The organism is Rathayibacter sp. Leaf185, assembly GCF_001423885.1.
Classification (GTDB): domain Bacteria; phylum Actinomycetota; class Actinomycetes; order Actinomycetales; family Microbacteriaceae; genus Rathayibacter.
On the sequence record NZ_LMPP01000001.1, the window covers coordinates 1,120,311 to 1,139,382 of the forward strand.

Here is a 19,072-nt window from a genome sequence, read left to right on the forward strand (position 1 = left end):
GAGCGCGTGCCGGTCATCCCTTCACCGCCCCGGTGAGCCCGCCGACGATGCGGCGCTCGAAGACGCTGAAGAAGATCAGCGCCGGGATCATCGACAGCGATACGAAGGCGAGCACCTTCGCCGTGTCGACGGAGTACTGCGACGAGAACGCCTGCACGCCCAGCGGCAGGGTGAACGAGTTCTCGTCGTTGAGGATGAACAGCGGCAGCAGGTAGCTGTTCCAGCTCGCGATGAACGCGAGGATGCCCGTCGTGATGACACCGGGCATCGCCAGGCGCACGACCATGCGCCAGAAGAAGCCGATGCGGCTGCAGCCGTCGATGAACGCCGCCTCCTGGATCTCGTCCGGGATCGCGCGCAGGAACGGCACCAGGATGATGATCGTGGTCGGCAGGCCGAACGCGATCTGCGGCAGCACGACTCCGGCGAGCGAGTTCATCAGGCCGAGGCTCTTGATCACCAGGTACAGCGGAGTGATCGCGACGGTCATCGGGAACATCAGACCCGCCGCGAAGAGCGCGTAGAACACACCGCGACCGCTGAAGGAGTAGCGGGCGAGCACGTAGCTCGCCATCAGCCCCAGCACCACGACGCCGAGCGTCGTCGCGAGCGCGGCGATGGCGGAGTTGCCCACCTCGCGCCAGAAGATGCCTCCGGTGATCACGTCGAGGTAGTTCTGCACGTTCCACGGCGCGGGGAAGCCCGACGGATCGGTCGTGATCTGCGCGTTCGTGCGGAAGCCGCCGATGATGATGTACGCCACAGGGGCGAGCATCAGCGCGATCACGACGATCGCCACCACGTAGGCGATGATCGTGCCGCGACCGAGCGGTCGCCTCCGCGGCTTCTGCCGGTTCACCGTGATCGGCGATGCGGTACCGGGCGGTACGGCGGTCAGAGTGGTCATCGCTTGTCTCCCGTGAGCGCGCCCTCGGTGTCCCGCCGCAGCACGAAGCGCTGGTAGAGCAGGGCGACGACGAGGGAGATGAGGAACAGGACGACGGCGACGGCGTTGCCGTAGCCGTAGTTGCCGGCGTTGCGTCCGTTGGTGACGAGGTAGGTCGCCATCGTCGAGGTGCCGGCGGTCGAGGACACGTACTGCCCCCAGATGATGTAGACGAGGTCGAACAGCTGCAGCGCGCCGATGATCGACAGGAACGCCCAGATGCGCAGAGTGGGTGCGAGCAGCGGGAGGGTGATCCTCCGCTGGACCTGCCAGTACGAGGCGCCGTCGATGGCGGCCGCCTCCGACAGCTCCTCCGGGATGCCCTGGAGCCCGGCGAGGAAGAGGATCACGGCGAAGCCGATGTACTTCCACGTGATGATCAGCATCAGGGTCCAGATGGCGATCGCCGGATCCGACAGCCAGTCCTGCTTCAGCGCGCCGAGCCCGACCTTCTCGAGGAACCCGTTGACGGCTCCGCTGGTCTGGAGCATCAGGCTCCAGCCTGTGCCGACGACGACCTCGGAGATGACGTAGGGCACGAAGATCAGGACGCGGATGAAGGACTGCCCGCGCAGCTTGCGGTTCAGCAGCAGCGCGATCAGGATCGCGGCCGGCCCCTGGAGCACGAGCGAGAGGATCACGATCGTGCCGTTGTGGGTGAGCGCCTCGTGGAAGGTCGGGTCCTGGAGGATCGTGAGGTAGTTCTTGAAGCCCACGAAGTCGGTGGGGACCCCGTAGCCCTGCCAGCTGAAGAAGCCGTAGTACGCCGCCATCACGACCGGGAAGATCACGAAGGCGAGGAAGACGATCAGGGCCGGGCCGACGAGGATCGCGACCTCGAGGCGTCCCGCCCAGCCCAGGCCCCTGCGACGCCGGCGGACCGGGGGCGCCGCGACGGCACCCCCGGTCGTCGGGCGCTCGCGGGGCTGGTCCGCTCCGAGGAGCGGGCTCTCGCGGAGCGCCACGGTCTAGGCCTTGGCCGCTGCGGCGTTGACGGCCTCGACGAGCTGCTCCGGGTCGCTCTTGCCGGCGAGCAGGTCGACGACTCCGACGTTCAGCGCGTTGCCGACGTTGAGGCCGTAGACGGTGTCGAGCCACTGCGAGACGTAGGGAGCCGAGTTGTAGGCGGCGAGGATGTCCTTCAGGTACGGCTCGGTGACGGCCTCCTGCGCGACGGTGTTCACCGGCGGCGCATTGAAGGCGGCGTAGTACTCCTTCTGCACGTCCGAGGTCGCGAGGTAGTTCAGGAAGTCGACGCACGCGTCGGGAGCGTCGACCGAGCAGGAGTAGCCGTCGACACCGCCCATGATCGAGCCGGGCTCGCCCTCTCCGCCGTCGATCTCGGGGAACGGGAACCAGCCCAGGTCGGGCAGGGGCTTCTCGTCGGGGGTGAGGGAGGCGATGACTCCGGGGTTCCAGGCGCCCATGAGCTCCATCGAGGCCTGGTGGTTGGCGAGCAGGCCCGCCGAGCTGCCGGCGCCCTGCTGGGCGGCGGTGGTCAGGAAGCCCTCGTTGAACGGCTCGGTGTCGGCGAAGGACTGCAGGTCCTCGCCGGCCTTCAGCCAGCAGTCGTCCGAGAAGTCCTTGGAGTCGGCCGCCTCGGCCATGGTGTCGGCGCTGCACTCGCGCAGCGCGAAGAAGTAGAACCAGTGCGCGGCGGGCCAGGCGTCCTTGCCGCCGAGCGCGACGGCCTGCGTGCCGCTGCCCTTCAGCGCCGTCACGGCCGCATCGAGCTCGTCGATCGTCTTCGGGGTCTCGGTGATGCCGGCGTCCGCGAAGAGGTCCTGGCTGTAGAACACGCCGCCGGGGAGCACGGCGACGGGCATCGCCCACACCTTGTCGTCGAGGGTGTTCGCCGAGAAGGAGCCCTCGGGGATCTCGCTGCGCGCCTCGTCCGAGATGCCGCTCGTGATGTCCTTGACCTGGCCGCCCGCGACCATGGCGGCGAGCTTGCCGCCTCCGCGCTGGAGGAAGATGTCGGGCGCGTCGCCGGAGTTCAGCGCCGTCTGCAGCTTGCCGTCGAGGTCCTCGTTCTGGATCGCCTGCGAATCGATCGTGACGCCGGGGTTCGCCGCCTCGAAGTCGGCGATGGTCTTCTCCCAGAACGCCTGGCCGGGGCCGGTGGTGGAGTTCTGCCAGAGGGTCATCGAGACGGAGCCGTCGGAGGACCCCGCGTCCTGGGCCGAGCAGCCGCTGAGGGCCGCGGCCGCGCCGAGCAGGGCGACTGTGGCCACTGCGATCTTTCTGAACTTCATCGTTCGAACCGTTCTCTTCGCTGAGAGGCGCCGCCAGGGAGTGCGACGCCGAAGGGTGCGCCCGCGGGGAGCGGGCCTGCTCAGTCTCAGAGGGGGCTCGGGGATCGACAAACGTTTTCGAAATCAGTTTCGACGGGGCGGGTTAGAGTCGGTCGCATGTCCCTCCGACCCTCGATCCACGACGTCGCCGCGGCCGCCGGAGTCTCGGTCGCCACGGTGTCGAAGGCGGTCAACGGCCGCTACGGCGTGGCTCCCGCCACGGCCTCGCGCGTGCTCGAGATCGTGCGCGAGCTGGGCTACGAGTCGAGCCTCGTCGCGAGCAGCATGCGCTCGCGGCGCACCGGGGTGATCGGAGTGCTGGTCGCGGGGTTCGAGCCGTTCAGCGCCGAGATCCTCAAGGGAGTCGGATCGGTGCTCAAGGAGTCGCGGTTCGACCTGCTCGCCTACAGCGGCTCGCACGACGGCGAGCACGAGGGCTGGGAGCGGCGCTCGCTCAGCCGGCTGAGCGGCACGCTCATCGACGGAGCGATCATGGTCACGCCCACAGTGGTCAGCGCGCGGTCCGACATCCCGCTCGTCGCCGTCGACCCGCACACCGGACGCGCCGATCTGCCCACCGTCGAGTCCGACAGCTTCGGCGGCGCCCTGCAGGCCACCCGTCACCTGATCGGTCTCGGCCACCGCCGCATCGGCTTCGTCGCCGGCAGAGTCGACCTGCGCTCGGCACGCCTGCGCGAAGCGGGCTACCGCGCGGCGCTGTCGGAGGCGGGCATCGTGTTCGACGAGCGCCTCCTGCGCGTGGGCAGCTACCACCACGACACGGCGCGACTGCCCGCGTCCACGATGCTGTCGCTCCCCGACCGCCCGACCGCGGTCTTCGCCGCGAACGACGTCTCGGCCCTCGCGATCATCGAGACGGCCGCGCACCTCGGCCTCGCCGTGCCGCGCGACCTCTCGGTCGTCGGCTTCGACGACGTCCCGGAGGCGTCCCGCTTCGATCCGCCGCTCACGACCGTCCGCCAGCCGATGCAGACCCTCGGCGCCACCGCAGCCGAGATGCTGATCGCCCTGATGGCGGGCGAGACTCCGCGCTCGCTGCACGTGCAGCTGCCGACGCAGCTCGTGCGCCGCGCGACGACGGCGCCGCCGCTGTGAGCGACTCCGACGCACTGCGGGGCGAGCTGCGGGCCGTCCATGACGAGCTCTTCGACGCGCTGGAGCTGAGCGACCTGCCCGTGCTCGAGGCGCTGCTCGACGAGCGCTTCGTGATCGAGCACCCGACCGGGCTCGTGCAGTCGAAGGCGGAGTGGCTCGCCGACATCGACGACGAGCGCAAGGCCTACCACGCGGTCGACCACGTCGAGAGTGCCGTGTCGGGATGCGCGGCGCACCCGATCCTGACCTCGCGCACCCTGACCGAGGCGACCATCGGCGGCCTGCATGCCACCTGGCGCCTGCAGCTGACGAGCCGCCTCGTCGCCCGCGACGGCGAGTGGACGATCACCCGCACGGTCGTCACGACCTGGTGACGCCGTCCGCGACGCGGGACCGCTGTCCGCGATCCGCAGTGCTCCCGCCCCAGGACCCGGCGCGAGCCCCGTACCGCGCCGGGAACGACCCCTCGCGTCCGACGGGAAGCTGAGCGGCCCTCCGACAGCAGGGCCCCGAGAGGAGGCACAGGGCCGGGACCCGGTTGTCCCTACTCTGAAGAAACTCTCACACCGACTCCTCATCGGCGTGCCCGCCCCTGCGCCTCCCTCCCCCAGGAGCATCTCGATCCGAGCGTCCGCAGCGCTTCCGCTCCACTCCGAGACGCGTCCTGGTGGTGGTTCGGCTGCCTTCCCGCACCAACCGCCCGGACCGCAGCGACGCGTACACCCGGGCTCCTCCCCTCCCGGGACGAGCCCGGTCCCGTGCGCGCGTCGAGGTTCCGCCGCGACGTGCTCCGGGCGATCTCCTCCCGCCGCACGAGACGATCGGACGACACCGCATGACCCGAGACACCCCCTCCAGCACCTCACCGCCCCGCACCGCACCCGAGTCGCGGCCGCTGCGGATGCGGACTCCAGGAGGCGCGGTGCGGCGATCGAGGACGGACCTGAAGCGGGTCCTGGCGATCACGGCCGCCCTGGGGATCGTCCTCACGGCCACCTCGATCCTGGAGGCGCCGGCCGCCTCGGCCGCCGAGACCACGACCTACGGACCGGACGGCTCCCACTACCCCTCGGACACCCCCGACATCCGTTCCGAGGACGCCGAGTACACGGTCGTGGAGGTCGCGGCCACAGGCCCGGCGATCCGGAAGGCTCTCGACGCTCTGACGAAGGCCGAGATCGCGGCAGGGGCCGTCATCGCCGTGGCGCCGGGGCACATCGCCGACCTGTCGGCGCTCAACGGCTACAAGAACGCCGGACGCACCAAGGTGCTGATCACGGCGCGCGACGGCTTCCGGTCGGTGACCGGCGGCGACTGGGCTCTGAGGGCGGTCACGGGCATCACCCTCCTGCGCTTCGACATCGACTCGATCGACGTGAAGGGGGCGACGCACTCCTCGTTCGCCTGGCTGCGCGTCAACGAGAACTGGGTGGGCCTCGCCGCCTCGGCAAGTGTTCCCGTGCGGGACGTCGAGCTCATGGAGGTCGTCGAGCCCGAGTCGCGGCTGAAGAGCAGCGACTCGGCGCAGATCAAGGCCTACTCGCCGAACGTGATGAGCGACGTGCTGATCGAGGGCAGCTACTTCGCCCCGTCGTACTACGTCGATGCGGTGTACGGCGGCTCGAACCCCGCGCGGCCCCACACCGACAGCCTCCAGATCGAGGGCTCGGGCGTGACCGGCCAGATCACCGTCAGGGACACCGCCGTGTTCGGCTCGAACAACAGCGCCGTCATCATCGGGGGCGTGAGGAACATCGCGTTCGATCGGTCGCTCATCGTGGGCGGCTCCGTCACGACCGAGCGCTACCCGTTCCTCGACGGCGGCGCCGGATCGGCAGGAGCCCTCAGCGGCGCGGGCAGCCTCAGCGCCATCCAGGGCTCGGGCGGCGGCAACGTCGACGCGTCCGACTCGATCTTCCTCGGCTCCCTCCAGCCGACGTGGGACACCGTCTCGAACACCCGCACGAACCTCACCAACCGGGTGGCGAGGAGCGGTGGCTTCACGGTCGACGCGACGCTGACCTCGATGACGTCGGACGATCTCGACGCGGTGAGCACGCCGCCGACCACGGCGCATCTCGTCGCCAGCTGGGACGACGTCACGATCCCGAGCGGCCCGGCGCCGACCCCGACGGCCACTCCGACGGCCACTCCGATCGCGACGGCCACGCCCACGCCCACGCCGACTCCCACGGCCACGGCGACGCCCACCCCGATCGCGACGGCCGCGCCCGCGCCGACTGCGGCTCCGACCGCTCCCGACGACGAAGCGCCGACCCTGCCGGAGGCCCCCGTCGCCGACACCACCGCTCCGACGGTCGAGATCACCTCACCGCAGCCCGGCGCCGTGCTCAGCGGCACGTCGACCGCCACCGCCACCGCCACCGACGACACCGCCGTGACCGGTGTCGCGTTCTACCTCGGCAGCCTCAAGGTCGGCGATGCCACCCGGACCGGCACGTCCACCTGGTCGCTGACCACGAGCACGGCCGGCATGCGCGGGACCTTCCCGCTCACCGCCCGAGCGACCGATACGGCGGGGAACGTCTCTGTGAGCACGCCGACGACGGTGACGCTGAGGTAGCGACGGCACCCGCGACGGGCCGGCCCTCCCCTGCGGAGTGGCCGGCCCGTTCTGCGTGCAGGCCGCCGTCCGCCCGCGGGAGGGCGTGCCTCAGGCCTGCAGGATCACCGCGCCGTAGTGGGTGCCCGCCCCCGTGCCCACCAGCAGCACCGACTCGCCCGGCTCGATGCGCGCCCGGTGCAGCGCCAGCGGGATCGCCGCACCGATCGTGTTGCCCACCTCGGGCAGGGTCACGACCATCTTCCCCCGACCCCAGAGGCGCGCCATGCCCTCGAGCCCGGCCTTGCTCGTCTGGTGCGGGACGACGCGGTCGATGCCGGGCGTGCCGGTCGAGAGTCCGGGCCGGACGCTGTCGAGGAACGCCGGGAAGTGCCGGAGAGCGTCGACGAGCAGCGCGCCTCCGTGCATGTCGAACCGGAAGTCCGAGAGTCGTCCCGCCGCCTCCTCGATGCGGATGCGCGAGCCGAAGCCCCGGATCTCGGCGTGCTTCACGCCGCTGGGCCGCGTCAGGAAGCGGGAGGCCACGATCCCCTGGCCCGGCTCGGAGGCGCGCCCGACCACGACGGCGGCCGCCGCGTCGCCGAACAGCAGCGCGCTCTCGGGCTGGCCGAGGTCGATGCCGCGGCTGCCTCCCTCCGTCGACACGATGAGCACCCGCTCGGCGCGGTGAGTCGCGATCAGGAACCCCGCCTCCTGCAGCGCGAACAGGAACGAGAGGCAGGTGGCGTTGAGGCTGTAGGCCGAGACGTCCTCGAGCCCGAGCCCGGCGGCGAGGAGGGCTCCCCCGTCGGGGATCGCCTGCAGCTGCGTGCCGGAGGCGTTCAGCACGACGTCCACGTCGCGCGCGTCGACCCCGGCCGCGTCGAGGGCGCGCCGGGCGGCGGTGAGCCCGAGCTCGAGCGGGTCCTCGTCGTCGGCGATCCAGTGCCGGGTCAGGACTCCGCTGCGGCGCGCGGCCTCATCGGGATCGATGCCGCAGAGGGCGGCGACCTCGGCGGTCGTGACGACGCGCTCGGGCAGTGCCTCAGCGGTGCCGAGGATGCGGATCGGGAGTACATCGGACACGATCGCGCCCCCTCCTGCCCGGGATCGACCGTCGATCCGGGCGCTCCCTGTATACCGTCGATGAGCGACGTCTGTCGGCCGGGACGCCGGGGCGCGGATTGACGGTTCCGCGGCTCCGCCGACACTATGGACGTGCCTTCCCGCGCTCGAGCGGCAGCTCGGTGCGCGTCACCGGGTCGATCGGCGGAGGGGGTAACGGATGCGTGACCAGGACTTCTGGGTCGTCGTCCCCCTCTTCGACGAGGAGAAGCTGCTCGACGGAGCACTCGAGGCGCTCGCCGCCCAGAGCGATCCGGAGTTCGCGCTCCTCCTCGTCGACAACGGCAGCACCGACCGCTCGCGCCAGATCATCGACGCCTTCGTCGCCCGGCATCCTGACGTCGACGTGACGACGATCGACGAACCGCAGAAGGGCACGGGCGCCGCGTCCGACACCGGGTTCCGCTACGCCATCGCGCACGGAGCCACGGTCGTGGCCCGGACCGACGCCGACTGCCTGCCGAGCCGCGACTGGGTCGCGCTGCTCAAGGCCGACTTCGCGAGCGGCGCCCGGCTGGTCGGCGGCCGTCTGCGCCCGCGCACCGACGAGCCGATCTACCGCTGGTACGACGGCGTCATCGGCACCGCGATGATCCGGCTGATGGAGCGGGCTCCCGCCGTCTTCTACCGGCGACCGGGGCAGCGCTATCCGCTGTTCATGGTGGCGGGATCGAACATGGCGATCGACTCCAGGCTCTATCTCGAGGTCGGCGGCTTCCCGCGCTCGAGCATCGACGACACCGACGAGGATCTGGAGCTGCACCTGAAGGTGTGCCGGGTGATCCCGGGCGAGCAGGCGCGGCTGAACCGGCGCGCCGTCGTCAGCATGTCGATCCGCAAGGGCAAGGCGCTCGGCTACCTGGGGATCCTGCTCTGGTACTGGGACCGCAAGAAGACCACGGCGGTCGTCGATGTCCGCTGAGCGGCAGCGCGTGCTGGTCACCGGGGCGACGGGGTTCCTCGGCGGCTACGCGGTACGGGAGTTCCTCGCGGCGGGCGACGAGGTGATCGCGAGCGGCCGCAACTCCGCTGCCCTCGCGCGGTTGCGTGCTCAGGGGGCCGAGACGGTCGAGGCCGACCTGACGCAGCTCGCGGCGATGCCGGTGCAGGCCGACGTGCTGGTCCACGCCGCCGCCCTGTCGAGCCCGTGGGGTCGGTGGAGCGAGTTCCACGAGGCGAACGTGGCAGGCACGGAGGCGATGATCGACCTCGCCCAGCGCTCGCGGATCCGGCGCGTCGTCTTCGTGTCGTCGCCCAGCATCTACTCGGCGCGGCGGCACCAGATCGGCGTGCGCGAGGAGGACTTCGACCCCGACAGCCGGATGAGCCTCTACATCCGCAGCAAGATCGAGGCCGAGCGGCTGCTGCAGGCGGCCCTCGCGGCCGGGCGGATCGAGGAGCTGGTGATCCTGCGCCCGCGCGGGCTGATCGGAGTGGGCGACCCGAGCCTCATCCCGCGCTTCATCGCGGCGTCGCGGCGCCGAGGGATCCCGCTGTTCGACGGCGGGCGCACCATCGTCGACGTGACCTGCGTCGAGAACGCGGCACACGCGCTGGTGCTCGCCGCGTCGGCCCCGGTCGCCCCCGGGAGCGTCTACAACATCACGAACGGCGAGCCGCAGCCCTTCGGCGACCTCCTCGACCGCTTCTTCGACGCGATGGGTGAGACGCCGCGCTACCTCACCGTCGACCTACGGCTCCTCAGCGCCCTGGCCGTGCTGCTCGAGAGGGTCTACGCGCTGCTCCCCCGGGGCACGGAGCCTCCGTTCACGCGGTACACCGTCGCGACGCTCGCCTATGCGCAGACTCTCGACATCTCGCGGGCGCGCGCCGAGCTCGGCTACGAGCCGACGGTGCCGCTGGCCGAGGGGATCCGCCGCGTCGGCGAGCACTACCGGAGCAGCCGTGGCTGAGCCGGCGCTGCGGGTGTTCGCGTGCGGCGACACGACCTTCCCGCTGTCGCAGGTGTTCCGCGGAGAGGGGCTGCCGCGCCGCACCTTCCCCTCGAACGTGTTCCTCTACACGCATCCGAGCGGGCGCCGCGTGCTCTTCGACACCGGCTACCCGCCGACCCTGCGCGGGACGGGACCGGTCGGCGCGCTCTACCGGCGGATCCTGCCGGCGCGGATCACTCCGGCCGAGACCATCGACGCGCAACTGCGGCGCGAGGGCCTCGTGCCCGGCGACATCGATGTCGTCGTGCTGTCGCACCTGCATCCCGACCACGTCGGCGGTCTGCGGCACTTCCCCGACGCGACCCTCGTGCTCTCGGCGGGGCAGCGGGCGAAGATGCGCAGGAGCCGCGTCACCGACGGGATCTTCGGCGCCCTGATCCCCGCGTGGGTCGCGTCGGCGCCGACGCTCGTGGTCGACGAGCAGCCGGCCGTGACGGTGTCGGGCGTGAGCGGCTTCGACCTCTTCGGCGACGGCACCTTCGTGGTGACCCCGCTCCCGGGTCACGCGCTCGGCCACCTCGGCGCCCTCGTCGAGGGTCGTGTGCTCCTCGCGGGTGACGCCGCGTGGGGCCGCGATGTGCTCGCGTGGTCCGACCGCCTCCGCCCGCTGCCCCGCCTCATCAGCGACGATCCGGAGGCGCACCACGCCACGGCGTCGGAGCTCGAACGCCTCGAGGCGGCCGGCCTCACCCTCTGCTTCAGCCACGACGCCTACCCGGAGCGGGTGCTGCTGCCCTGAGGCGGCGCGGGTCTGCACAACGAAGGCTGAACGCCCCGATCAGCGGATTCTGCGGCAGCCCGGCCTTCTCAGCCTTGCTTCTGCAGACGCCGCGATCGTCAGACCGGGAAGTCCTCCGGCCAGCCGTGGGCGGCGAGGTAGCCGCGCACCCGCTCGATGTCCTCGTCGGAGGGGAGCTCCGACGTCACGCGCGCGATCGCAGCGCCCACATCGACCCGGCTCGCGTCCGCGGCGAGCTGCGAGCCCACCTCCGTCACCTCCGCGTCGGTCAGGCGCCGGCGCAGCAGAGCGAGCAGCGGCACGAAGTCCTGCTCGGGCAGACCCGTCGGGTACCCCGCGCGCAGCCACCGCACCACGCGGGTCACGAGGCCCTCGCGCTCCTCAGGGGCGGGATCGGCGAACGCCGTCGGGTCGCCGAGCGGCCAGCCCGCACTCGCCAGGCGCACCGAGACGCGCACGAGGTCCTCCGGCAGCGCCGGTCCGAGCAGCATCTGCTCCACGCGCTCGCGCAGCCGGGCGGAGTCGAGCTCCTGCCCCGCCGCATCCGCCCGCGCCGCGTCGGACAGCAGCTGCCCGACGACCTGCTCGAGCTCGTCCGAGGTGAGGCTGCGGCGGAGGATCCCCAGCAGCGGCACGTAGTCCTGCTCCGGCACGCCACCCGGGTATCCGGCGCGGAGCCAGCCGACCACGCGCGCCACAGGTCCGTCGGCCGTGCCGGGCTCGAGGGCGGCCATGCTCAGCCCTTGGGCGTGAAGGTCGGGAAGACGTGCTCGAAGCTGACCGTCTGCCCGAGCCCGGTCGCGATGATGATGCTGAGGCCGATGGCGACCGCCGCGATCACGAGCACGAAGCAGGCGACTCCGATCGTGCGCATCAGCGGCGCGGGGAGCCGGCGCTCGACGGGAGCGGGGTCGCCTGCCGCCGCGAACGAGCGGACGCCGATGGCGAAGAGTGCGGGCAGGCCCGCCCCGAGGAGCACGGCGACGAGCGCCACCTGACCGGCTGCGGCGAGGAAGAGGGAGAACACGGCGTCGATCCTGTCTACGAGGTGCGGGAGTCGGCGGTCGGGCGGGCGGGCGCCTTCGCGTCCTCCCACTCGTCATTGACGTTGTGCGCGCCGATGCTGTCGCGGCGCGAGCGGAGGTAGATGTACCCGGCGACCGCGACGAGGATCGCGGCCATGAGCAGGCCGCCCCCCGCGCCTCCGACGAGGTGGCCGATCCACCACATGACGGCACCGACGAGTGCGGCGGCCGGGAGGGTGATCACCCAGGCGATCACCATGCGCAGGGCGACGCGCCAGCGCACCTGGGCGCCGGGGCGGCCGACGCCGGAGCCGAGGATCGAGCCCGTCGCGACGTGCGTGGTCGAGAGGGCGAAGCCGAGGTGGCTGGAGGCGAGGATGACCGCGGCGGAGGAGCTCTCGGCCGCCATGCCCTGCGGGGTGTTGATCTCGACGAGGCCCTTGCCGACGGTGCGGATGATCCGCCAGCCGCCGATGTAGGTGCCGAGCGAGATGGCGAGCGCGCAGGCGAGCTTGACCCAGAACGGCACCGACCCGGTGTCGTCCCAGCCGCCGGCGGCGATGAGCGCGAGCGTGATGACGCCCATCGTCTTCTGCGCGTCGTTGGTGCCGTGGGCGAGCGAGACGAGGGAGGCGCTGCCGATCTGGCCGATGCGGAAGCCGTGGTGGAGCTTCTTCTCGGCGACGTTGCCGATCACGCGGAAGACGAGCCAGGTGCCGATCGCAGCGACCGCTCCGGCGAGCACCGGGGACATCAGCGCGGGGAGGATCACCTTGCCCACGACGCCGTCGAGCTTGGATCCGTCGCCGGCCCAGTTCACGCCGTTGACACCGAGCCCGGCCAGCGCCGAGCCGATCAGTCCGCCGAAGAGCGCGTGCGACGAGCTCGAGGGCAGGCCGAGCAGCCAGGTGAGCAGGTTCCAGATGATGCCGCCGATGAGTCCGGCCAGCACGATCAGCAGCAGAGCGGATCCGCCGCCCTCGAGCAGCGCCGGGTCGGGAGCGCCGGACGAGTCCTGGATCTTCACGACAGCGTTGGTGACGGTGAGCGCGACCTCGATGCTGAGGAATGCGCCGACGAGGTTCAGCGACGCCGACAGCGCGACGGCGACCTTGGGCTTCAGGGCACCCGTCGCGATCGACGTCGCCATGGCGTTGGCCGTGTCATGGAAGCCGTTGGTGAAGTCGAACGCGAGTGCGGTGACGACGACGAGGACGAGAAGGATGAAGGGATCCACGCAGGAGATCCTCCGCCCTGGGGACGGCTCGGGGAACGATCGTCGGATGCATTCACCGGCTGTTCATCTTGCTCGGCGACTCGCTCGGTTACCCTGTGTGTTTTCTCAGACCCCGTCGTCCCGTCGGTCGGTCGCTCGACGCCGGTGTCAGCGCTCGGTGTGCGGCAGCGGAGGCGTGAGGTCGGGCACGTGGCCCGGGTCCGCGTCGACGACGGGCTCGTCGGCGACGGGCGCATCCGCGACGGGCGCGCTCGGGAGCGGCGGCGTCAGGTCGGGGGTCACGTGGCGCCCGACGCTCGCCGTCGCCTCGGCGACCCCGAGCCGGCGTGCGGCCTTCGCCTGCTTGGCCTTCAGCTTCTCGGTCTGCTCGGCGAGCTTCCTGGCCTTCTTGCGCAGCTTCTTGCTCGAGTCGCGAACGGCCTCGTGTGCCGCGCGGACCGACTTCTCGGCCTTGGCCAGAGCCTTCTTCGCGCGCTTCTGCGCCGCCTTGCCGTCGTTCTTCGATGCCATGGGGATCCTCCGCTCGTCGGCCCGACTGGCCGGCCTCCACCGTACCGACGACCACCGACAGCGGCCTGGGTGGTGGCGGCGCCCGGTTCGGCGTACAACTGCGGCATGACCGATTCGATCTCTCCCCGCGCCTTCCGGGCGATCGCCGGCACCGAGGACTGGCGGGTGGTCGGCGACGGCGCCCGCGCCTGGTTCGCGACCGGTTCGTTCGACGTCGGCGCGGCTCTCGTGGCGGCCATCGCCTCCGTCGCGGAGAAGGCGGGGCACCACCCCGACGTCGACCTGCGCTACGGAGGTGTCGGCGTGCGCCTGATCAGCCACGACGTCGGCGACATCAGCGAGAGGGACGTCGCGCTCGCGCTGCGCATCTCGGCCGCGGCCCGCGCTCTGGGGATCGCCGCCGATCCCTCCCGCGTCCAGAGCCTGCAGATCGCTATCGACGCCGTCGACGTCGCCGCCGTCCGCCGCTTCTGGCAGGCCGCGCTCGGCTACTCCCCCGTCGAGGACGCCGACCTGGCCGACCGGCAGGGCCTCGGCCCGAACATCTGGATCCAGCGGATCGACGAATCGCGGACGGACCGCAACACGATCCACCTCGACCTCTACCTCCCTCGCGACCAGGTCGAGGCCCGCATCGACGCCGCGCTGGCCGCCGGCGGACGCGTCGTCAACGACGAGAACGCACCGGAGTGGTGGACCCTCGCCGACCCGGAGGGCAACGAGGTCGACCTCGCGCCCTGGCGCGACGACAGCGAGTGGAAGGCCTGAGCGCGGCGCCGCCCGACCGCGCCCGCGGTCCGTGCCTGCTGTCCCGATCTGGGAATCACGGGCGAGTCGCACCGCGCGAGGGCGATCCTCGGCACGCTGGAGGCATGGCCCTGACACCTCCGACGAACGGATTCCTCGGCACGTCCGCCCAGCGCCGGCCGATGCGCGGCCCCAGGCGCGACCGCTGGATGTGGTGGCGCCTCGGCTCCGGAGTCGCGGCCACCGTCGCCGGACTCGTCGCGCTGCTGATCTTCACGGCCGGCCGCTGATCCTCCACTGCTGACAAGACGGTCTCGGCTGCCTACCCTTCGGACATGGAGATGGTCACGGGTATCGGCGGGTTCTTCTTCGCCGCGCAGGATCCGCAGGCGCTCGCGCGCTGGTACTCGCAGCACCTCGGCATCGACGAGGTACCGACCGAGTACGGCGCCCCCTCGTGGCGGCAGGAGGCCGGGACGACGGTGCTCGCGCCGATGGCAGCGGGGTCGCCGCACCTGGGCTCGACCGGCTGGGCCGTGAACTTCCGCGTCCGCTCGCTCGACGCGATGGTCGCGCAGCTGCAGGAGGCGAGCATCGCGGTCGAGGTCGACCCCGAGCAGTACCCGAACGGCCGGTTCGCCGACCTGCGCGACCCGGAGGGCAACCGCGTCCAGCTGTGGGAGCCGGCGGGCGACGACGCCTGACGGACGCCCGTTCCCGGGCGGGAGGCGCACCTCCTGCCAGGACGGTGTTCCTCCACAGGCGGGATCACGCGGTCACTTGTCCCGTTCGAGCGCCCTGGCCGGTGGGATGTCGGTGGTCGCTGATTCAATATCGGTATGGAGAGAACGGATGCGGAAACAGCAGCGGTGGTGACGCCTGACACGGTCAGGGCGCTCACCGACATCGCCGCGGGCGCAGACGTCACCTCCTCCCTCGCGCAGCTCACCAAGGCGACCGCCGTGTACGCGGCGTATCGGGCGGCGCGGCTGATCCCAGAGGCGTTCGTCCGGGGCGGCAGCCTCTCCCGCAGCGACTCCCGGGATCTGTTCGAGCGGTCCATCCGGGCCGAGCTCGCGGTCTCGATGCGGACCACGGAACGCAGGCTCGCCCGCCTCCTCCAGCACGGCCGGCTGCTGATCGAAGACCTCCCGCGGACCAGGGCGGCGCTCGCGGACGGCGCGATCCTGTGGGAAGCGAGCCAAGTGGTCTGCGACGCAGCAGCCACGCTCCCCCAGGAGTCGCGCGCCGCTCTCGACGAGCGCGCCGCCGAGCTCGCCCTCACCGCGACCCCGACGCAACTGCAGCGGGCCGTCGCGCGGATGCGGGACCAGCTGCACGATGAACCCCTCGCCGCACGGCATGTGCGGGCTCGTGCCGACCGGGGTGTCTGGGTGACTCCGGAGATCGACGGGATGGCCACACTCGGAGCGCTGCTGCCTGCCGCGGCAGCGATGGGCGCGTTGAACCGGATCGACCGCATCGCGCGGAATCTCCGAGACGGCCGCGACGACGACAGCACTGCGGACAGCGCGGGCGACGAGCGCACGCTCGCTCAGCTGCGCGCCGACGCCCTCGTCGACCTGCTCTGCGACGGTGACATCGCCGGCACCACTCCGGTCGGCGACGGCCCGACAGCACCTCCGACTTTCGTCCCGGGAGCGCGCGCCGAGGTGCGACTGACACTCGCGGCGAGCACCGCCACCGGAGCCGATGATGCCCCCGCCGCCCTCGACGGGTACGTGCTGATCCCCGCGGGCACCGCGAGAGAACTCGTCGGAGTCGGAGCCTCCTTCACGCGAATCCTGACCGACCCGGAGACAGGAGCGGTCGCCTCCGTGGGCCTCACCCACCGCGTACCTCGGCCGCGGATGCGCCTCCATCTGCAGCTGCGCGATCAGACCTGCCGATTCCCGGGCTGCACCCGACCGGCCTCCACCGGCGAAGCCGATCACACGATCGAGTGGCGCAACGGAGGCGAGACCTCCCTCGACAACCTCGCGTCGCTGTGCACCGGACACCACCACGTCCGCCACGGCGACCGCTGGACCTATGTCCTCCACCCCGACGGCACCGCTGACTGGTCCACCCCCACGGGACGCCTCCTCACCACCCGACCACCCGGCCTTCCCGGGCGACCACCCGATCCACGACCGCGTTCCGAGAACGGACCACCACCCTTCTGATGGGTCGGGGGCAGCCCGGCGGTGCTGGGGGACGGCATGCCCTGCACGCGACATCGCATCCGCGAGCGGCAACCCCTTGACCGCGGAGGATCTTCTCAGGTGCATCTCCGCGGATCGCGGGTAGCTTGGAGGGTCGAGTCCGCCCGAGCGACGAGACCCCCTGCCCCACTGCCCCATCCCGCCACCTGCCCCCACGGGCGGCGGGCGATCCGGAGAACGCCTCACCCTATGCACCATGCTGTTCGCGCTTCGACTCCCGCCCCCGAGGGAGTCGAGCAGACCGCTCTTCCGACCCGTCGCTCCCTCCGTGCCCAGCGCACCGCGGAGAGCACTGCGGCCCGGCGACCGTCGAGGCCCCGAGCCTCCGCCCTGGCCGCCATGACCTTCGTGGTCGGGATCGCAGTCACCTCGACGATGCCGGCCTTCGCAGTCGGCGGCACCGCCGACTCCGCCGTGGCCCGCGACACCGAGACGGCCGTCGCCGCCGCCCGCCCGCAGAGCTTCGTCGCTGCGGGAGTCGTGCAGCAGAGCGTCACCCGCGACGCCTTCGCCGCGGAGGCGAAGCCCGAGGTGCTCGTGCCCACCGCCTCCCTCGACGCGATCACCGCGACCGCCGGCGAGTCGACCGATGCGGCCGCCGGAGTCTCGGGCACGTGGGTCCTCCCCATCTCGGGACACATCAGCAGCGGCTACGGCCCGCGTCCCGACGCCCCCGTCGCCGGCGTGAACCTCTTCCACAAGGGCACCGACCTCGCCGGCGCCTGCGGCACCCCCGTCCTCGCCGCGGCGAGCGGAACGGTCGAGGAGTCGATGTACTCCGGCAGCTACGGCAACTGGATCCTGCTGGACAACGGCGGCGGCATCGAGACCGGCTACGCGCACAACACCGATCTGCTCGTCGATGTCGGCGACTACGTCACCGCCGGTCAGCAGATCGCGACCCGCGGCTCGACCGGCGCCTCGACGGGCTGCCACCTGCACTTCGAGACCCGCGTCGACGGCGAGGCGGTCGACGCTGTGCCGTTCATGGAGGCGCTCGGGGTGCCGCTGGGCTGACGCCTGCTCAGCCCGCGGGTACCGTCAGCGGGCCCGTCGAGATCGCGCCCGACCAGTGCGCGTCGGCGGGCTCGGTCGTCACCGTGACGAGTGCGTCCTGATCGACGGCGATCTGCATCGAGCCTGTGTTGCCCCCTCCGTTGCTGGTCGTGCGGGTGGTGGCCGGGTCGTAGATGCAGGAGGATCCCGTGGTCATCAGACCGTCGATCGCGACGGTGACCGTGGCGTCGGCGGTGTCGCAGACGACGGACACGGTCACGTGCAGCGGCTCGCCGACGAGCCGGACCGTCTGCGGCTCGACCGGGCCCACCTCGTCGACCCACTCGACGACGGCGGTCGCGTCATCGGGCAGGTCGACCGGGCCGATCGGCCTCTCCGTCGCCGTCGCCGTCGCCGTCGCAACCGGGGTCGCCTCGGCCTCGTCCGATGCCGGTGCCGTGCAGGCGCTCAGCACGAGGCCGGTCAGAACAGCCACGACCGCCGCCGCCATCGGCCTTGCCTCCGACCGCCGTCCCTGAGCCCGTCCGCTCGGTGCCCTCACGATTCTCGGTGCCATCACGGCTCCCCCTGCCTGTGTCGGTCCCTCCGGTCTACCCGACAGCTGCGGCGCATGGGAGGCACTCTGCGGCGGTTGCCAGGGTCACCGGCCGCCTGACCGCGCACTCAGAATCCCGAGTAACGCTAGGTATACGGTAGAGCAAGTCCATGCGACCGCATGGACGCGGACTCGCCGAGCACACGGCCCCCGAGCCCTTCCGTCACGAGCAGGAGGTTCACCATGAGCACCAGCACCCGAATGAACAGTCGCTTCGGCGACCGCGTCGTCCTCATCACCGGAGGCGGCTCCGGCCTCGGCCGCGCCAGCGCCGTCCGTCTCGCCGAGGAGGGCGCGAAGCTCGCCCTCGTCGACGTCTCGGAGCAGGGCCTCGCCGCGACCGTCGAGGCGCTCCCCGAGGGCACCGACGTGCTCACCGTCATCGCCGACGTGTCGAAGGAGGCCGACGTCGACGCCTATGTCGCGCAGACCCTCGAGCGCTTCGGCCGCATCGACGGCTTCTTCAACAACGCGGGCATCGAGGGCCGCCAGAACCTCACCGAGGACTTCACTGCGGAGGAGTTCGACAAGGTCGTCGCGATCAACCTGCGCGGGGTGTTCCTGGGCCTCGAGAAGGTGCTGAAGGTCATGCGCGAGCAGGGCTCCGGCATGGTCGTCAACACCGCGAGCGTCGGAGGCATCACCGGCATCGGCAACCAGTCGGGCTACGCGGCCGCGAAGCACGGCGTCGTCGGCCTGACCCGCAACTCCGGCATCGAGTACGGCCAGTACGGCATCCGCATCAACGCGATCGCACCCGGCGCCATCTGGACCCCGATGGTCGAGAACTCGATGAAGCAGCTCGACGCCGAGAACCCGCGCAGGGCCGCCGAGGAGTTCATCCAGATCAACCCGACCAAGCGCTACGGAGAGGCGGCCGAGATCGCCTCCGTCGTCGCGTTCCTGCTCTCGGACGACGCCGCCTACGTGAACGCGGTCGTCCTCCCGATCGACGGCGGCCAGTCGATCAAGTACTGA

The 19,072-nt window shown here is 71.4% G+C and carries 21 protein-coding genes; 12 read left to right on the forward strand and 9 right to left on the reverse strand.

Annotated elements, in window-relative coordinates; all coding sequences use genetic code 11:
- Positions 1-13 precede the first annotated feature (13 nt).
- Genes ASG06_RS05300 through ASG06_RS05310 form a run of 3 tightly spaced genes read right to left on the reverse strand, consistent with a single transcriptional unit; the run spans position 14 to position 3,201 of the window.
- The gene (locus ASG06_RS05300) at positions 14-907 is read right to left on the reverse strand and encodes a carbohydrate ABC transporter permease (protein WP_056039494.1); all 894 of its coding nucleotides are present in this window, start codon (positions 905-907) and stop codon (positions 14-16) included.
- Positions 904-1,911 carry a carbohydrate ABC transporter permease gene (locus ASG06_RS05305; RefSeq protein WP_056039497.1) on the reverse strand — a complete coding sequence of 336 codons (1,008 nt, stop codon included), beginning with the start codon at positions 1,909-1,911 and terminating at the stop codon, positions 904-906. The genes ASG06_RS05300 and ASG06_RS05305 overlap by 4 nt, the downstream gene beginning before the upstream one ends.
- A 3-nt stretch (positions 1,912-1,914) precedes the next feature.
- Positions 1,915-3,201 (reverse strand): extracellular solute-binding protein, encoded by a 1,287-nt coding sequence (locus ASG06_RS05310; RefSeq protein WP_056039500.1) that lies wholly within the window; start codon positions 3,199-3,201, stop codon positions 1,915-1,917.
- A gap of 156 nt (positions 3,202-3,357) precedes the next feature.
- Here ASG06_RS05310 and ASG06_RS05315 point away from each other — a divergent pair, with 156 nt between their 5' ends.
- From ASG06_RS05315 to ASG06_RS19855, 3 genes are all read left to right on the forward strand, one after another.
- Positions 3,358-4,356, forward strand: a complete 999-nt coding sequence (locus tag ASG06_RS05315) for a LacI family DNA-binding transcriptional regulator (protein WP_056039504.1) — start codon at positions 3,358-3,360, stop codon at positions 4,354-4,356.
- Positions 4,353-4,730, forward strand: coding sequence for a nuclear transport factor 2 family protein (locus tag ASG06_RS05320; RefSeq protein WP_056039507.1), 378 nt, complete (start codon positions 4,353-4,355; stop codon positions 4,728-4,730). Before ASG06_RS05315 ends, ASG06_RS05320 begins: the two co-directional genes overlap by 4 nt.
- A 461-nt stretch (positions 4,731-5,191) precedes the next feature.
- A complete protein-coding gene (locus ASG06_RS19855; RefSeq protein ID WP_156465866.1) occupies positions 5,192-6,940 on the forward strand; it encodes an Ig-like domain-containing protein in 1,749 nt (582 codons plus the stop codon).
- A 90-nt stretch (positions 6,941-7,030) separates the two neighbouring features.
- Here the strand turns inward: ASG06_RS19855 and ASG06_RS05330 are convergent, their stop codons facing one another.
- On the reverse strand, positions 7,031-8,005 hold the full coding sequence (locus ASG06_RS05330) for a 3-oxoacyl-ACP synthase III family protein (RefSeq protein WP_197409358.1): 975 nt from the start codon (positions 8,003-8,005) through the stop codon (positions 7,031-7,033).
- 199 nt (positions 8,006-8,204) lie between these two features.
- Between ASG06_RS05330 and ASG06_RS05335 the strand changes: the two genes are divergently transcribed.
- From ASG06_RS05335 to ASG06_RS05345, 3 genes are read left to right on the forward strand one after another with little or no spacing between them, the layout of a single operon-like run.
- Positions 8,205-8,966, forward strand: a complete 762-nt coding sequence (locus ASG06_RS05335; RefSeq protein ID WP_056039518.1) for a glycosyltransferase — start codon at positions 8,205-8,207, stop codon at positions 8,964-8,966.
- On the forward strand, positions 8,956-9,957 hold the full coding sequence (locus tag ASG06_RS05340; RefSeq protein ID WP_056039521.1) for an NAD-dependent epimerase/dehydratase family protein: 1,002 nt from the start codon (positions 8,956-8,958) through the stop codon (positions 9,955-9,957). The genes ASG06_RS05335 and ASG06_RS05340 overlap by 11 nt, the downstream gene beginning before the upstream one ends.
- Positions 9,950-10,738, forward strand: a complete 789-nt coding sequence (locus ASG06_RS05345) for an MBL fold metallo-hydrolase (protein WP_056039524.1) — start codon at positions 9,950-9,952, stop codon at positions 10,736-10,738. Before ASG06_RS05340 ends, ASG06_RS05345 begins: the two co-directional genes overlap by 8 nt.
- Positions 10,739-10,836: 98 nt before the next feature.
- On the opposite strand, the gene ASG06_RS05350 is transcribed toward ASG06_RS05345, so the two are convergent.
- The 4 genes from ASG06_RS05350 to ASG06_RS05365 form a co-directional block, all read right to left on the reverse strand.
- Complete coding sequence (locus tag ASG06_RS05350) at positions 10,837-11,472, reverse strand: DUF3349 domain-containing protein (protein ID WP_056039527.1); 636 nt, start codon at positions 11,470-11,472, stop codon at positions 10,837-10,839.
- A 2-nt stretch (positions 11,473-11,474) separates the two neighbouring features.
- The gene (locus ASG06_RS05355; protein ID WP_056039531.1) at positions 11,475-11,765 is read right to left on the reverse strand and encodes a hypothetical protein; all 291 of its coding nucleotides are present in this window, start codon (positions 11,763-11,765) and stop codon (positions 11,475-11,477) included.
- Between the two features lie 14 nt (positions 11,766-11,779).
- Complete coding sequence (locus ASG06_RS05360) at positions 11,780-13,000, reverse strand: inorganic phosphate transporter (protein WP_056039533.1); 1,221 nt, start codon at positions 12,998-13,000, stop codon at positions 11,780-11,782.
- A 147-nt stretch (positions 13,001-13,147) separates the two neighbouring features.
- Entirely contained in the window at positions 13,148-13,510 is a 363-nt protein-coding gene (locus ASG06_RS05365; RefSeq protein WP_056039536.1) for a hypothetical protein, read from the reverse strand.
- Between the two features lie 105 nt (positions 13,511-13,615).
- On the opposite strand from ASG06_RS05365, the gene ASG06_RS05370 reads away from it, so the two are divergent.
- From ASG06_RS05370 to ASG06_RS05385, 5 genes are all read left to right on the forward strand, one after another.
- A complete protein-coding gene (locus ASG06_RS05370) occupies positions 13,616-14,278 on the forward strand; it encodes a VOC family protein (RefSeq protein WP_056040517.1) in 663 nt (220 codons plus the stop codon).
- A gap of 104 nt (positions 14,279-14,382) precedes the next feature.
- Positions 14,383-14,547: a hypothetical protein gene (locus ASG06_RS19860; RefSeq protein WP_156465867.1), complete on the forward strand. Its 165-nt coding sequence runs from the start codon at positions 14,383-14,385 to the stop codon at positions 14,545-14,547.
- Positions 14,548-14,592: 45 nt separating this feature from the next.
- Entirely contained in the window at positions 14,593-14,961 is a 369-nt protein-coding gene (locus tag ASG06_RS05375; RefSeq protein WP_056039537.1) for a VOC family protein, read from the forward strand.
- A gap of 168 nt (positions 14,962-15,129) precedes the next feature.
- On the forward strand, positions 15,130-16,443 hold the full coding sequence (locus tag ASG06_RS05380; protein ID WP_162239003.1) for an HNH endonuclease signature motif containing protein: 1,314 nt from the start codon (positions 15,130-15,132) through the stop codon (positions 16,441-16,443).
- A gap of 378 nt (positions 16,444-16,821) precedes the next feature.
- Positions 16,822-17,499: a M23 family metallopeptidase gene (locus ASG06_RS05385; protein ID WP_056039543.1), complete on the forward strand. Its 678-nt coding sequence runs from the start codon at positions 16,822-16,824 to the stop codon at positions 17,497-17,499.
- 7 nt (positions 17,500-17,506) lie between these two features.
- On the opposite strand, the gene ASG06_RS05390 is transcribed toward ASG06_RS05385, so the two are convergent.
- The gene (locus ASG06_RS05390) at positions 17,507-17,974 is read right to left on the reverse strand and encodes a hypothetical protein (protein WP_156465869.1); all 468 of its coding nucleotides are present in this window, start codon (positions 17,972-17,974) and stop codon (positions 17,507-17,509) included.
- 303 nt (positions 17,975-18,277) lie between these two features.
- Between ASG06_RS05390 and ASG06_RS05395 the strand changes: the two genes are divergently transcribed.
- Positions 18,278-19,072, forward strand: a complete 795-nt coding sequence (locus ASG06_RS05395) for a glucose 1-dehydrogenase (RefSeq protein WP_197409359.1) — start codon at positions 18,278-18,280, stop codon at positions 19,070-19,072.

Bases quoted from the DNA above. Each gene is read 5' to 3' on its own strand.
- ASG06_RS05310 (WP_056039500.1), bottom strand. From the start codon at position 3,201: ATGAAGTTCAGAAAGATCGCAGTGGCCACAGTCGCCCTGCTCGGCGCG.
- ASG06_RS05350 (WP_056039527.1), bottom strand. From the start codon at position 11,472: ATGGCCGCCCTCGAGCCCGGCACGGCCGACGGACCTGTGGCGCGCGTG.
- ASG06_RS05340 (WP_056039521.1), top strand. From the start codon at position 8,956: ATGTCCGCTGAGCGGCAGCGCGTGCTGGTCACCGGGGCGACGGGGTTC.
- ASG06_RS19860 (WP_156465867.1), top strand. From the start codon at position 14,383: ATGGCCCTGACACCTCCGACGAACGGATTCCTCGGCACGTCCGCCCAG.
- ASG06_RS05300 (WP_056039494.1), bottom strand. From the start codon at position 907: ATGACCACTCTGACCGCCGTACCGCCCGGTACCGCATCGCCGATCACG.
- ASG06_RS05395 (WP_197409359.1), top strand. From the start codon at position 18,278: ATGAGCACCAGCACCCGAATGAACAGTCGCTTCGGCGACCGCGTCGTC.
- ASG06_RS05335 (WP_056039518.1), top strand. From the start codon at position 8,205: ATGCGTGACCAGGACTTCTGGGTCGTCGTCCCCCTCTTCGACGAGGAG.
- ASG06_RS05375 (WP_056039537.1), top strand. From the start codon at position 14,593: ATGGAGATGGTCACGGGTATCGGCGGGTTCTTCTTCGCCGCGCAGGAT.
- ASG06_RS05385 (WP_056039543.1), top strand. From the start codon at position 16,822: ATGACCTTCGTGGTCGGGATCGCAGTCACCTCGACGATGCCGGCCTTC.
- ASG06_RS05370 (WP_056040517.1), top strand. From the start codon at position 13,616: ATGACCGATTCGATCTCTCCCCGCGCCTTCCGGGCGATCGCCGGCACC.
- ASG06_RS19855 (WP_156465866.1), top strand. From the start codon at position 5,192: ATGACCCGAGACACCCCCTCCAGCACCTCACCGCCCCGCACCGCACCC.
- ASG06_RS05365 (WP_056039536.1), bottom strand. From the start codon at position 13,510: ATGGCATCGAAGAACGACGGCAAGGCGGCGCAGAAGCGCGCGAAGAAG.
- ASG06_RS05315 (WP_056039504.1), top strand. From the start codon at position 3,358: ATGTCCCTCCGACCCTCGATCCACGACGTCGCCGCGGCCGCCGGAGTC.